Annotated in this window: 14 protein-coding genes; all 14 read right to left on the bottom strand. The window is 64.3% G+C overall.

From position 1 onward, the window contains the following. Positions 1 to 42: 42 nt before the first annotated feature. A complete protein-coding gene (locus DWV00_RS05265) occupies positions 43 to 1830 on the bottom strand; it encodes an acyl-CoA dehydrogenase C-terminal domain-containing protein (protein WP_115532496.1) in 1788 nt (595 codons plus the stop codon). A gap of 69 nt (positions 1831 to 1899) precedes the next feature. Next, entirely contained in the window at positions 1900 to 2505 is a 606-nt protein-coding gene (locus tag DWV00_RS05270; protein ID WP_115532497.1) for a TetR/AcrR family transcriptional regulator, read from the bottom strand. 192 nt (positions 2506 to 2697) lie between these two features. Then, positions 2698 to 3978 carry a cardiolipin synthase ClsB gene (gene clsB / locus DWV00_RS05275; RefSeq protein WP_115532498.1) on the bottom strand — a complete coding sequence of 427 codons (1281 nt, stop codon included), beginning with the start codon at positions 3976 to 3978 and terminating at the stop codon, positions 2698 to 2700. Next, a complete protein-coding gene (gene nudB / locus DWV00_RS05280) occupies positions 3975 to 4496 on the bottom strand; it encodes a dihydroneopterin triphosphate diphosphatase (RefSeq protein ID WP_115532499.1) in 522 nt (173 codons plus the stop codon). Before nudB ends, clsB begins: the two co-directional genes overlap by 4 nt. Before the next feature lie 211 nt (positions 4497 to 4707). After that, positions 4708 to 6510: an aspartate--tRNA ligase gene (aspS, locus tag DWV00_RS05285; RefSeq protein ID WP_115532500.1), complete on the bottom strand. Its 1803-nt coding sequence runs from the start codon at positions 6508 to 6510 to the stop codon at positions 4708 to 4710. A 67-nt stretch (positions 6511 to 6577) separates the two neighbouring features. Continuing rightward, positions 6578 to 7225, bottom strand: a complete 648-nt coding sequence (locus DWV00_RS05290; protein WP_115532501.1) for a DUF502 domain-containing protein — start codon at positions 7223 to 7225, stop codon at positions 6578 to 6580. Between the two features lie 145 nt (positions 7226 to 7370). Continuing rightward, positions 7371 to 7721, bottom strand: coding sequence for an FmdB family zinc ribbon protein (locus DWV00_RS05295; protein ID WP_115532502.1), 351 nt, complete (start codon positions 7719 to 7721; stop codon positions 7371 to 7373). 141 nt (positions 7722 to 7862) lie between these two features. Continuing rightward, positions 7863 to 8519, bottom strand: a complete 657-nt coding sequence (locus DWV00_RS05300) for a methyltransferase domain-containing protein (protein ID WP_115532503.1) — start codon at positions 8517 to 8519, stop codon at positions 7863 to 7865. A gap of 54 nt (positions 8520 to 8573) precedes the next feature. After that, positions 8574 to 10157 carry a ubiquinone biosynthesis regulatory protein kinase UbiB gene (gene ubiB / locus DWV00_RS05305; protein ID WP_115532504.1) on the bottom strand — a complete coding sequence of 528 codons (1584 nt, stop codon included), beginning with the start codon at positions 10155 to 10157 and terminating at the stop codon, positions 8574 to 8576. Between the two features lie 14 nt (positions 10158 to 10171). Further along, positions 10172 to 10798 (bottom strand): ubiquinone biosynthesis accessory factor UbiJ, encoded by a 627-nt coding sequence (locus DWV00_RS05310; protein WP_115532505.1) that lies wholly within the window; start codon positions 10796 to 10798, stop codon positions 10172 to 10174. Between the two features lie 408 nt (positions 10799 to 11206). Next, positions 11207 to 12208 carry a Tim44 domain-containing protein gene (locus DWV00_RS05315; RefSeq protein ID WP_115532506.1) on the bottom strand — a complete coding sequence of 334 codons (1002 nt, stop codon included), beginning with the start codon at positions 12206 to 12208 and terminating at the stop codon, positions 11207 to 11209. A 36-nt stretch (positions 12209 to 12244) separates the two neighbouring features. After that, entirely contained in the window at positions 12245 to 12976 is a 732-nt protein-coding gene (gene ubiE / locus DWV00_RS05320) for a bifunctional demethylmenaquinone methyltransferase/2-methoxy-6-polyprenyl-1,4-benzoquinol methylase UbiE (RefSeq protein ID WP_115532507.1), read from the bottom strand. A 24-nt stretch (positions 12977 to 13000) separates the two neighbouring features. Next, positions 13001 to 13414 (bottom strand): gamma-butyrobetaine hydroxylase family protein, encoded by a 414-nt coding sequence (locus DWV00_RS05325; protein ID WP_115532508.1) that lies wholly within the window; start codon positions 13412 to 13414, stop codon positions 13001 to 13003. 64 nt (positions 13415 to 13478) lie between these two features. After that, positions 13479 to 13907 (bottom strand): HIT family protein, encoded by a 429-nt coding sequence (locus DWV00_RS05330; protein WP_115532509.1) that lies wholly within the window; start codon positions 13905 to 13907, stop codon positions 13479 to 13481. Positions 13908 to 13927 lie beyond the last annotated feature (20 nt).

Raw genomic sequence — 13927 nt, forward strand, 5'->3', positions numbered from 1 at the left:
GGCACGCCGTCTCGTGCGTGCCGCGCGGCTTGGGCGTGTCGCTTAGAACAGCGCCTCGTCGACTTCCATCAGCGTCTTCGAGCCCGCGCGCGCCTCGCGGATGGTCTTGGCCGTTTCGGGCAAGAGCTTGGCGAAGTAGAAACGCGCCGTGGCGAGCTTGGACTTGTAGAACGGATCGCCCGACGCTTGCTTGTCCAGCGCGATCCGTGCCATGCGCGCCCAGAAGTACGAGAAGACCAGATGGCCGACCGTGCGCAGATACGGCACGGCCGCGGCGCCCACTTCGTCCTGGTTCTGCATCGCCTTCATGCCGATTTCCATCGTGAGCTTGCTCACCTTGTCGCCGATATCGGCGAGCGGGTTGATGAACTCTTGCATTTCGGGCTTCACGCCTTCGGCTTCGACGAAATCCGTCACGAGCTTGCCGAACTTGCGCAGCTTCGCGCCCATGTCGCCGAGCACCTTGCGGCCCAGCAGATCGAGCGATTGCACGGCGTTCGTGCCTTCGTAGATCATGTTGATGCGGGCATCGCGCACGTATTGCTCCATGCCCCATTCCTTGATGAAGCCGTGGCCGCCGAAGACTTGCATCGCGTGGTTCGTGCACTCGAACGCGTTGTCCGAGAGGAACGCCTTCAGAATCGGCGTCAGCAGCGCGACGAGATCGGCCGCTTCCTTGCGCTCGGCTTCGTCTTGCGCCGAGAGTTCCTTGTCGATCTGCAGGGCCGACCAGTACGAGAACGCGCGCGCACCTTCCGCGTAGGCCTTCTGCGTGAGCAGCATGCGGCGCACGTCCGGGTGGACGATGATCGGATCGGCAGCCTTCTCCGGTGCCTTCGGACCCGTCAGCGAACGCATCTGCAGACGTTCCTTCGCGTAGACGAGCGAGTTCTGGTAGGCGACTTCCGTGAGGCCGAGGCTTTGCATGCCGACGCCGAGACGCGCCGCGTTCATCATCACGAACATCGCTTGCAGGCCGCGGTTCGCCTCGCCGACGAGCCAACCCTTGGCGTTGTCGAGATTCATCACGCAGGTGGAGTTCGCGTGGATGCCCATCTTGTGCTCGATCGAGCCGCACTTGATGCCGTTGCGCTCGCCCGGCTCGCCCGCTTCGTTGGGCACGAACTTCGGCACGATGAACAGCGAGATGCCCTTCGTTCCCGGCGGCGCATCGGGCAGACGCGCGAGTACCAGGTGGACGATGTTCTCGGCAAGATCGTGTTCGCCGCTCGAAATGAAGATCTTCGTGCCCGTGATCAGATACGAGCCGTCGCCGTTCGACTCGGCCTTCGTGCGCAGGATGCCGAGATCGGTGCCGCAGTGCGGCTCGGTCAGACACATCGTGCCCGTCCACTCGCCGGCCACGAGCTTGGGCAGATAGACCTTCTGCTGCTCGGCCGTGCCGTGCGCATGCAGGCACTCGTAGGCGCCGTGCGAGAGGCCCGGATACATCGTCCATGCCTGGTTGGACGAATTGAGCATTTCGTAGAGCGCGTTGTTCACGAATGCGGGCAGGCCTTGGCCGCCGTATTCGGGATCGCAGCCGAGCGCGGGCCAGCCCGCGTCGATGTACTGGCGATACGCCTCCTTGAAACCCTTCGGAGTCGTGACCACGCCGTCGCCCGCATAGGTGCAGCCTTCCTCGTCGCCGCTTTGGTTCAGCGGGAACAGGACTTCAGCGCAGAACTTGCCGGCTTCTTCGAGCACTTGGTTGATCGTATCGGCATCGAGATCGGCGTGCTTGGGCATGCCCTTGACTTCGTTTTCGACGTTCAGCAGTTCGTGCAGCACGAATTGCATGTCGCGCAGCGGCGCGGCGTACTGACCCATGACTTCCTCCAAAGGTTTGCAGCTGTAGAGTTAAAGCCGTCTAGGCAGTCGGTACGCCGGGTAGGCGTCCTACTGGCTATGGCTTCGGCTCTGATACGAAACAATCGTTTTTTCCAGCGCGGCCCACGTGAGACGCTCGGCATCGGGCAGATGCAGGAAGCGCGCGTCGTGATGCAGACCGAGCGTGAAGCTATACAGTTCGAAGAGCATCAGGTTCGGATCCGTATCCGAGCGCAGATGGCCTTCTTCGACGGCTTGCGAAATGGCCCGCAGCAACGCCGCCCGCCAGGTCGAGACGCTCAGCACGAGCTGCTCGCGCACGGGGTTGTCTCCGCGGTCGTCGTATTCGACGGCGCCGCTGATGTAGATGCACCCCGTCATCACTTCCTGGATCCGCCTTTCCATCCAGCGGCCCAGCATCGCGCGCAATCTCGGCAAGCCGCGCGGCTCGCCCAGGCTCGGAAAAAACACCTCCTCCTCGAAACGACGGTGGTATTCGCGCACGACTTCGACCTGCAAGTCCTCGCGCGACCCGAAGTGCGCAAAGACTCCGCTTTTGCTCATCTGCATGCGCTCGGCCAGCAGGCCGATCGTCAAACCCTCGAGCCCGTCACGGCTCGCCAGATCGAGCGCCGCATCGAGAATCGCTGCGCGCGTTTGTTCACCTTTTCGCATGGCCTCTCTATACCGTTCTCTTGGCTGTGCAATCATAAAATAGAACGGCCGTACTATTATTGAGCGCGGCCGCCCCCGAAACAAGGACTTTATTAGAAACCGGAATCTAACCGGGCGGCTAGGGTCGTTGACGCCGATTGCGGGCGGGCGGCGGTGCCTTGCCGGCCGCGGGGTGCGAAGCGTAGCGCACCCCTAATCGTATCCGCCGACCGTCAGCAGCTTCATCACGGCGCGGTACGCCGCGTACGCCAGCCAGCTGGTCAAACGCTCGGGCCAGGGCCGCGCCGCGTAGCGAGCGGGGTCGATGGGACGCGCCTCGGCGAACGCCGCGAGGATCGCCTCGCGCAGCCGGCCGATCTCAGCGTGTTCGATGAGCACGACGTTTGCCTCATTGTTGAGCACGAGGCTTAGCGCGTCGAGATTCGAGGAGCCGACCGTCGCCCAGTTGGAATCGACGACGGCTACTTTACCGTGCAGCACCGTTTTCTCGTACTCGGAGATCTTCGCGCCCGCGCCGAGGAATGTCCGGTAAAGATACGGCACAGCGCGATCGAGCGCGAGAAATTCCTTGCGGCCGATCAGCAGGCGCACGTCCACGCCACGCCGTGCCGCGGCCACCAAGGCGCGGCGCAGCTTGCGGCCGGGCACGAAGTACGGATTGGCCAGCAGGATTTCGTGCCGTGCGCGGCCGATAGCCACCAGGTACGCCTTTTCGATCGCGCGCCGATTCACGAAGTTGTCACGGGCGATGAAGGCTACGCTTGGGGCCTTCAGGGCATGCTCGGACGCATTGGGGGATGAATGCGACGGAGCAGATGCACCCGTGGATGTCGCTTGTGCCCGCAGTTCGCGCGCCCGCGACATCGAAGCCGCGTAGGGACGGTGGCCGAGTTCGAGACGTCGCCACTGCGTATCGAGCGCGGCGCTGACGCGGGGCACGACCGGCCCCGTCAACTCGACGGCGAAGTCCCAGCGGGCGCGCGCGAGGCGGCCGCCGGGCGAGGCGAAATCGTCGACGATGTTGATGCCGCCGCAGAACGCGACGTGCTCATCGACGAGCGCGAGCTTGCGGTGAGTCCGCGACAGACCGAATCGGCCAAGCAAACCGAAGCCGAGCCAGCCGGCGTTGTAGATCCGATGCTCGATGCCGGCTGCGCGCCACTCGTCGAACAACGCCAGGCGCGCTGTCCCGAGCCCGTCCGTCATCACGCGCACCCGCACGCCACGCCGTGCCGCGCGTATGAGTGCGTCGGAGACGGGGCGGCCAGCGTCGTCATCGCAAAAAATATAGGTTTCGAGCACGACGCTTTCCTTCGCCGCGTCGACCTGAGCGATCAATGCGGCGAAGTAGTCGGTCCCGCTGCTGAAGAGCCGCACGTGGTTGCCGGCCGTGAAGGCCAACCGGGCGGCGCGACGCCTCGAAACGAGCGCGGCCCCGATGCGCGCCAGCCGGCGCGCGGCACGTGTGCTCACGCGTCCTTGGGCGGTTGCTGCGATGCGGCTTTGCCTGCCGCCGCCGCGTTACCCACGCGCAGCCGGCGCGGCAATTGCAGGATCGCTTCCCGATTGGACGAGGAGAAGCAGCGCGCCGCCGCCTGCTCGTGAGGTAGCCACAGATGCGCCGTATGCTCGCGCGGCGCGAGCGTGACCTCCAGCCGGTACGGCACTTCCAACCCGAACCAATGCTCGACGTTGCGGGTGACGCCTTCGGCATAGCGATGCCGCCATACCGGATAGATTTCGTATTCGATCAACTCGCCCCAATCGACGAGCGCGTCGACCGGCACGAGCGGGCCGCCGACGACGATCCCCGTCTCCTCCCCCACTTCGCGCGCCGCGGTTTCGGCGAGCGGTTCGTCCAGGCGGTCTTTCGATCCGGTCACCGATTGCCAAAACCCGGGGCGATCCGCGCGCTCGATGATGAGCACGTCGAGTTCGGGCGTGTAGATGACGACAAGGACCGACTCGGGAATTTTCGGCGGTTTTCGCATGGTGTTCGAATGATACGGGTACGGCCGTCAGGATAGCGCGGGAGCCGGGTTTTGCGGAACCGGATGGCTGCCGTTCGGGTCAGATCGATTCGCGCGGTTCAGCCCCGAAAACGCAAAAAACCCCAAAGATCGGATTCTCATCCAACCTTCGGGGTTTTCAGTAAAGCTCGCGGGGCTCGTCGCCAAACACCCGCGCCTTATGCATCACACCTTACGCCTTCGGCTGCTCCGGCTGGCGCAACCGAATATGCAACTCGCGCAACTGACGCTCGTCCACGGCGCTCGGCGCCTGCGTCAGCAGACACTGCGCGCGCTGCGTCTTCGGGAACGCGATCACGTCGCGGATCGAATCGGCGCCGGCCATCATCGTCACGATACGATCGAGACCGAATGCAATCCCGCCATGCGGCGGCGCGCCGTACTGCAGCGCGTCGAGCAGGAACCCGAACTTCGCCCGCGCTTCCTCATCGTTGATCTTCAGCGCGCGGAACACCTTCGACTGCACGTCTTCGCGATAGATCCGCACCGAACCGCCGCCGATTTCCCAGCCGTTCAGCACCATGTCGTAGGCCTTCGCCAGGCAACGGCCCGGATCGGTTTCGAGGAACTCGAGATGCTCGTCCTTCGGGCTCGTGAACGGATGGTGCGCGGCCACGTAGCGCGCATCTTCCTCGTCGTACTCGAACATCGGGAAGTCGATGACCCACAGCGGCTTCCAGCCGGCTTCGACGAGGCCGTTCGACTTGCCGAAATCGGAATGGCCGATCTTCAGGCGCAGCGCGCCGAGGCTGTCGTTGACGACCTTCGCGCGATCGGCCGCGAAGAAAATGATGTCGCCGTCTTGCGCGCCGGTACGCTCGAGGATCGCCGCGATCGCCGCGTCGTGCAGGTTCTTCACGATTGGGCTTTGCAGGCCGTCACGGCCCTTGGCGGCTTCGTTGACCTTGATCCATGCCAGACCCTTCGCGCCGTAGATGCGCACGAACTCGGTGTAGCCGTCGATGTCGCCGCGCGACAATTCGCCGCCCTTCGGCACGCGCAGCGCCGCCACGCGGCCGTCCTTCGTGTTCGCCGGGGCACTGAACACCTTGAAGTCGACGTCCTTCATCGCGTCCGTCAACTCGGTGAACTCGAGCTTGACGCGCAGATCGGGCTTGTCCGAACCGAAACGCGCCATGGCTTCCGAGTACTGCATGACCGGGAACGCCGCGTCGAGCGTGACGCCGATCGTCTCAGTGAAGACGTGGCGGATCATCTTCTCGAACAGATCGCGAATTTCCTGCTCGCTCAGGAACGACGTCTCGCAGTCGATCTGCGTGAATTCGGGCTGGCGGTCGGCGCGCAAATCTTCGTCGCGGAAGCACTTCACGATCTGGTAGTAGCGATCGAAGTTCGCCACCATCAAGAGCTGCTTGAACAGCTGCGGCGACTGCGGCAGCGCGAAGAACTGGCCCGCGTTCACGCGCGAAGGAACCAGGTAGTCGCGCGCGCCTTCAGGCGTGCTCTTCGTGAGCATCGGCGTTTCGATGTCGATGAAGCCCTGCGCGTCGAGATACTTGCGCACTTCCATCGCCACGCGATAGCGCAGGCGCAGGTTGTTCTGCATCTGAGGACGGCGCAGGTCGAGCACGCGGTGCGTGAGGCGCGTCGTTTCCGAGAGGTTGTCGTCGTCGAGCTGGAACGGCGGCGTGACCGATGCGTTGAGCACCGTCAGTTCGTGACAGAGCACCTCGATCTTGCCGCTCTTCAGGCCTGCGTTGGCCGTGCCTTCCGGACGATTGCGCACGACGCCGACGATTTGCACGCAAAACTCGTTGCGCACACCCTCGGCGATCTTGAACATCTCCGCACGATCGGGGTCGCACACGACTTGCACGAGACCTTCGCGATCGCGCAGGTCGATGAAGATGACGCCGCCGTGGTCGCGCCGGCGATGCACCCAGCCGCACAGCGACACGGTTTGGCCCAGCAGGTGTTCGGTCACCAGACCGCAGTATTCAGATCTCATCGACATGGTATTCGTCTTTCGTTTGGCATTAGAGGGCAGCGCGTGCGGGTTGCGTTTCACCGCACGGGCGGCATTAAAGGGGCGGCTCGACCGGACGGCGCGCCGGCGCGCCAGCCGGCAATTGCGGGGCGACTACCCCCATCGAGACGATGTACTTGAGCGCCGCATCGACCGTCATGTCGAGTTCGATGACTTCCGCCCTGGGAACGATCAGGAAGAAGCCCGACGTCGGATTCGGTGTCGTCGGCACGTAGACGCTGACGTGATCGCTCTGCAAATGATTGACCACGTCGCCGCCCGGGATGCCCGTCAGAAACGCGATCGTGTAGGAACCGCGCCGCGGGTACTCGATCAGGAGCGCCTTGCGGAACGCGTTCCCGCTGCTCGAGAGCAGCGTGTCGGACACTTGCTTCACGCTCGTATACAGCGGGCCGACGATCGGGATATGCCTCACGATCGCGTCCCACCAGGTGACGAGCTTTTGCCCGACGAAGTTCTGGGTGAACAGGCCGACGACGAAGATGAACGCCAGCGTCAGCACCGCGCCGACGCCGGGCAAATGGAAGCCCAGCAGCCGCTCGGGCTGCCACGACGCGGGCAGGAGCAGCAGCGTCTGGTCCATCGTACCGATGACGAGCCCCAGCACCCAAAGCGTGATCGCCAAGGGCACAAGGACCAGCAAGCCGGTCAGGAACACGGATTTGAGCGTCGTCTTTTTCATGTGTACCGTCAGGGAACCGCTTGGAATTGAATCGGCGCGCGCGGCTCAATCTGCCTAGCGCTTGAGGCTCGACCCGTGCGACGACGTTCCGGCGCGTACAGCAACGGCCGGCATGAACGCCGGCCGCGCGTCCAGCGGCATTGGCTTACGCGTCGGACGAAGTCGATGCCGAGGTGCTCGTGCTGGCCGCTTGCGCGGGGGCGCTGTCCGACTTCGACTCGGACTTCGCTTCGGGCTTCGCTTCCGATGTGGCCGCGGCCGCTCCGCTGGAAGCCGCCCCATTCGAGCCGTTCGATGCGTTCGATCCGCTCGAACCACCACGGAAATCGGTGACATACCAGCCGGAACCCTTCAGCTGGAAACCCGCGGCCGTTAGCTGCTTACGAAAGCTGTCCTTTTCGCATTGCGGGCACTGCGTCAGCGGTGCATCGCTCATCTTCTGGAGCACGTCTTTCTCAAAGCCGCACGATTCGCAACGGTAGGCGTAGATCGGCATGATTCTCTTCCCGACTATTTCCGACAAAAAAACGGTTAAGCGCTTGCAAAGCGTTGAATTATAGCCGCATTTGGCTACTTCCCGGCTGACGGGGCACTCGGCCTCGCGCAGTTCGCGAAATGAGGGCGACGGCGCGGAAAATCAACCCCGCCGGCGCCAGCTCATCCAACGCTCGCGGCCGGCGAACACGGGGATCGAATCGGCGACGGGTTCGTCCTCGACGAGTTCGAACGACGGGCTCAGTAGCGCATCGAGTTCGTCGCGCGAAATCCCGAACGGCGGCCCCTTGGGCGCTTCGTCGAAGAAAAAGAACCCGGCGAGCAAGCCGCCCGGCTCGAGCAGCGCGGCCATCTGGGCCGCGTAGTCGGCGCGGCGCCCGTGCGGCAATGCGCAAAGGAACGCACGTTCGTAGATCCACCCCGGCACGAACGGCGGCCGGTAGGCGAAGAAATCGGCTTGCTCGACGAGCGGCGCGTGGGGGCCGAGTTGCGCGCGGGCCGCCGCCACGGCATCGACCGAGAAATCGATCGCACGGACAGTCCAACCGGCCTGCGCGAGCCAACCGGCTTCATGCGCGCTGCCACAGCCCGGGATAAGAACGGGCCGAGGCGCGGTGCGCGCCGCGAAAGCCGCGAACGCCTCGGGCACGCCGGCCTGATCCCACGGCATGAAACCTTGTCGAAAGCGTTCGTCCCAGAAAGCGGCCGTGTTCGGGTCACGCGTGGAGAAGGCAGGCGCCGCACCGCCTGCAACAGGCTGACTCGGCGGCGGTTGATCGGATGACGACGGCTTGTTCATCGCATTGAGCCCCTTTAAACCCGGTGATGCGCCATTAGGCCCGGTTCATTTCGGTTACGCCCCGTAGGCAAAGGCGAGCCACGCGCGCGCGACAAGCGCGCCGACGCCCACAGCCACACCGAACAGCAACAGTGCCTGCAGAAGCCGGTTCGTGCGTTTCTGCTCGAGCAGCAAAAGCCGGATCGCGGCATCGTGCGCGCCGCGCGGGCCGTCGTGCCCGTGCCGCTCCGCCAGCACGTGATGGACGAGGCGCGGCAGTTGCGGCAGCGTCTTGCTCCACTGCGGCATTTCCACTTTTAGCCGCTCGTACCATCCGCGCCAGCCGATCTGCTCGTTCATCCAGCGCTCGAGGTAAGGCTTGGCCGTCTTCCAAAGATCGAGTTCGGGATCGAGCGAGCGGCCGAGCCCCTCGACGTTGAGCATCGTCTTTTGCAGCAGCACGAGTTGCGGCTGAATCTCGACGTTGAAGCGGCGCGACGTCGAAAACAGCCGCAGCAGCACCTGCCCCAGCGAGATGTCTTTCAGCGCGCGATCGAAATACGGTTCGCAGACGGCTCGAATCGCACTTTCCAATTCTTCGACGCGGGTGGTGGGCGGCACCCACCCCGACTCCAAGTGCAGCGTGGCAACACGGTGGTAGTCGCGCTTGAAGAAGGCGAGGAAATTTTGCGCGAGATAGTTCTTATCGAAATCGGACAACGCCCCGATGATCCCGAAATCGAGCGCGATATAGCGGCCGAAATGGGAAGGGTTCAGGCTGACCTGGATATTGCCCGGGTGCATGTCCGCATGGAAGAAGCCGTCGCGGAACACCTGCGTGAAGAAAATCTCGACGCCTTCGCGCGCGAGCTTCGGGATATCGACCCCGGCCGCCCGCAATGTCTCGACCTGGCTGATCGGCACGCCGACCATGCGCTCCATCACGAGCACGCTCGGCGTACAGAACTCCCAGTACATTTCGGGCACGAGCAGCAAATCGAGCCCGGCGAAGTTGCGCCGAAGCTGGCTGCCGTTCGCCGCCTCGCGCATGAGGTCGAGTTCGTCGTGCAGGTACTTGTCGAACTCCGCGACGACCTCGCGCGGCTTGAGGCGCTTGCCGTCCGCCCAGAGCCGCTCGGCCCAGACGGCCAGGTCGCGCAGCAGCGCCAGATCGGAATCGATCACGGGCAGCATGTTCGGCCGCAATACCTTGATCGCGACGTCCTTGCCCGCGTGCTGGCCCGACTTCACCTTGGCGAAGTGCACTTGCGCGATCGATGCGCTGGCCACCGGCACGCGCTCGAAATCGTCGAACAGGACGTCGACGCGCCCGCCGAGCGATCGCTCGATGATCTCGATCGCGACGCTCGAATCGAACGGCGGTACCTGATCTTGCAGTTTGGCGAGTTCGAGGGCGACATCGGCGGACAGCAGATCGCGGCGCGTCGAGAGCACTTGGCCGAACTTGACGAAGATCGGCCCGAGGCTTTCGAGCGCGAGCCGCAGCCGCACGGCCGGCGGCGACTTGTAGCGGCGGCCGATCGTGCCGATGCGCACGAGGAAGCGGACCCGGCGATCGTTGAGCCGGCTCAGCATCATTTCGTCCAGCCCGAAACGCCAGACGGTGTAGACGATCTTGATGAAACGCAATAGACGCATGGTTGGCCCGCTCGCTATCGCACGCGGCGCAAGGCGCCTGCCTGGCGCGCGAGCGTTTGCTGATCGAGCCTTTCGATGCGTTTTTCAACGCGCGCGAGCGCATCGCGGGCGCGCGCGAGTTCGCCGTTGAACGCATCGAGCGCGCCACGCCGCACGAGCTGCGGGCTTTCGTCGAGCAGGTATTCGGCGATCGAATCGCGCAAGCCGCGGCCGGCGCGCAGTGCCTGCTCACCGGCGGTGCGCACGATCTGCGCCGCGCGGTAGGCCGGCGCGTCGCCGATCAGCTTCGCCAAATCTTCCTCCGGCTCCCAGCGCAAATGTTCGGCCAGCTTCGCGAGCTGCGTGGCGAATTCGGCGTCGCCCTCGATTTTGACGTGCTTCATGACCGCGGCCTGGCCGCCTTGCATGAAGGCCGGCAGCGCATCGGGCGCGACGGCGAGCGAGACATCGACGGCCCGAGCGTCGATTTCGTCGACGGCGCTCAGATAGCCGTCCGATTCCACGGCAAGGGTCAAGACGATCGAGGAGAACGTGAGACGCGCTGTCTTGCCCGCGTACGGGGCGAGGCGTTCGCGCGCCCACGCTTCGCGAGCGAGCAAATGGTTGACGGCAGCGGCAAAGGGCTTGGCGGCAAGAGTCATCGGGGAACAATAAAAAGCCCGCGCGAGCGGCAGCCGACGCGGGCCTCTATTGTAGCGCCCGATCGTGCGGCGGCACTGCCGGCCGGGTGTCGTCGGAGGCTCCGATTCCCACCTCGGCGAAACGACGCGGCGGCTCGCGCGACGAACTCGTGCGAATGGGCGACCGTGTTCGACCGTTGCACGCGTCAGTCGGACGCGCTCGTGGCCAATGGGCTAACTAGCGGAGCCGCAGGCTATGGCGGCAAAGGCGGGGCCACCCAAGGTGATCCTGATGAGCCAGTGCAGGTCGGTACCCTGATTGAGGCAATCGCCGCGCTCGAACGACGACGGGTCGGTCGTATGGCAGATCGCCGACTTCACGAGCGTTCTCACGGGCGACCTCCGGCCGAGCAGATGACCAACGCGCTTTCAATGAACCGTCGATTGCTGGATGCCCGCGAGCAGCCAGCCGTCGCCACCGCGCTTCGGCTTGTTCAATTGCCATGTTTCGTCGAGCGGCTGCGCCGCCTCACCCGCCGCTTCGCGGATCAAGCCGGTATAGCGCACGCTCGCACGGTACTCGAACGCATCTTCTTCGAGTTCGACCAACTCGGCGTTCAACTGAACGACATCGGTTTCGTTGCGCGTCCCGGCCCGCGCATCGAGTTCGAGCTTCAACTCGGCGAACATCTCCGGCGTCGAAAACGCGCGGATATCGGTGAGATTGCCGGCATCCCATGCGGCTTGCAGGCGTACGAAATTGACTTTGGCGTGATGCAGAAACGCGGGCTCGTCGAAATCGGCTGGGCGCTCGAAAGCCGCGTGCGCGATGCCCGCCGACGCAGCGGCACCGCCGTTACCCTGCGCGGCCGACTCGTACCCGCCGCCGAACGCGTCGCGCCCCATCGGCAGCGCCCCGCCGGCCGCGGCCAGTGCGGGCGTGCCGCTCTTGCGGCGCATCGACATCAGCTTACGGACGAGCCAAATCCCGATCATCGCCAGCAGCGCGACGACGATGACGTTCGCCATCGCACCCGCGAACGCCCCGCCCAAACCGAAGTGCGACAGCAGCGCCGCGATGCCGAGACCCGCCGCAAGACCGGCGATCGGACCGAGCCAGCGCGAACGCGACGGCGTGGCGGCCGCCGCGGCCTGGGCGCCTTGGGCGCGCTGTGCCTGTGCGCCGGCGGCCGGCTGCGTGCCGGCCTGCGCCGAGCGGCTCGATTGTCCCAATTGCTGCGGCGGCGCGCTCTCGCGCTGCATCGTTTGCGACTGGCGCCCGATACTGCGGCCGCCGCCCATGCGTTTCGCCTCGGCGTCGAGCGTGATCAGCGTGCCCGCCGCGATCATCGTCGCCACCGTGAAGAGCCGGATTCGCTTCGTAAATTGCAATGAAAGCAGTTTGGAAGAAATTGAAAGCGAATCGGCCATATCGATATCCCCTATAAAAACAATGAATTAGGGGATCTAGTACTTCACCCCCACGTGCAAGGCTACCACGCCAGCTGACAAATTGTAATATTTCACGGCGTCAAGCCCAGCCTGCTCCATCATCGTTTTCAAGGTGTCCTGGTCCGGATGCATCCGGATCGATTCGGCAAGATACCGGTAACTTTCGGCATCTTTGGCGAACCTCGAGCCAAGCCACGGCAAAACCTTGAACGAGTACACGTCGTACGCCTTCTTCAGCGGCTCCCAGACCTTCGAAAACTCGAGGACGAGCAAGCGCCCGCCGGGCTTCAGCACACGCCGCATCTCGGAAATGGCCACTTCCTTTCGGGTCATGTTGCGCAGCCCGAAGGCCACCGTCACGACGTCGAAGTAGTTGTCGGGGAACGGAATTTTTTCGGCGTCGCACAGCAGCGACGGCGTCACGATGCCTTGGTCGAGCAGTCGGTCACGCCCCACCCGCAGCATCGATTCGTTGATATCGGTATGCCAGACTTCGCCGCTCGGCCCGGCCTGCTTCGCGAACGCCTTCGACAAATCGCCGGTGCCGCCCGCGATGTCGAGCACTTTGGCGCCGGGGCGCACGTGCGCCTGCGCGATCGTGAATTGCTTCCAGACGCGGTGCAGGCCGCCCGACATCAGGTCGTTCATGAGGTCGTAGTTCGTGGCCACCGAGTGGAACACGCCCGCCACCTTCTTCGCCTTGTCTTGTTCGTCGACGGTTTCGAAGCCGAAGTGGGTCTTGCTCATCGCGTTTATCCTCCGCGTTTCATATCAGTGACAGTGGCCGCGCGGGGCGCCCGCCGGCGCCATCGGCGCGTCGCGGTCGAGCCCGGCCGCCGCGAGCTGGTCGAAGTAGCTTCGCCAAAGCTCGTCCTGGCGCGTCGCCAGTTCATACAGCAAATCCCAAGAATAGATGCCCGTGGCATGGCCGTCCGAAAACGTCGGCTGCAAAGCGTAGTTGCCGACGCCGTCGATCGAAACGATCGCGACCTCGCGCTTGCCCGTTTGCACCGTTTCTTGTCCCGGCCCGTGTCCGCGCACCTCGGCCGAGGGCGAATAAACGCGCATCAATTCGAACGGAATCCGATAACTGAGGCCGTTCGCGTACTGCAACTCCAGCACGCGCGATTTTGCATGGACGACGATGCCCGTGGGCACCGGCGTCTCGGAAGTCAGTCCCGCCATTGTTTGCCTCTCATTCGAAATTCACGGCGCTCGCGGCGGTGTCTTGCCCGCCCGCCGAGCGCCGTCAACCGAGCGCCTGCGCCATTTCGTGCCGCAAAGCCTCGGCAATCAGCGTGGCTTGCGCGCGCCGCTGTGCCAGGAGCGCTTCCGAGACGGATCGTTGCCTCGGTGCCCAGATCGGCAGCGGGAAATGCGCGTCGTTCGTGAAGCGCGGAATCACGTGCCAATGCACGTGCGGCACCTGATTCCCGAGACTCGCCAGATTCACCTTGTCCGGTGCCAGCACGCGCCGTACCGCGCGTTCTGCCGCGTACACGGCCTGCATGACGCGATCGCGCTCGCCCTGCTGCAAATCCGAAAATTCCGCCACGTGGGCATTCCAGATCACGCGGCAGAAACCCGGGTAGTCGTGCTCGTCGGCCAGGACGACGCGCAATGCGTCGTCCTGCCAAAGCACGACCCCGCCTTCCTCACGGCAAAATACGCACTCCATCATCGTCCCTTGGCGTCGGC

This window comes from Trinickia dinghuensis (genome assembly GCF_003367175.1).
GTDB classification, from domain to species: Bacteria; Pseudomonadota; Gammaproteobacteria; order Burkholderiales; family Burkholderiaceae; genus Trinickia; species Trinickia dinghuensis.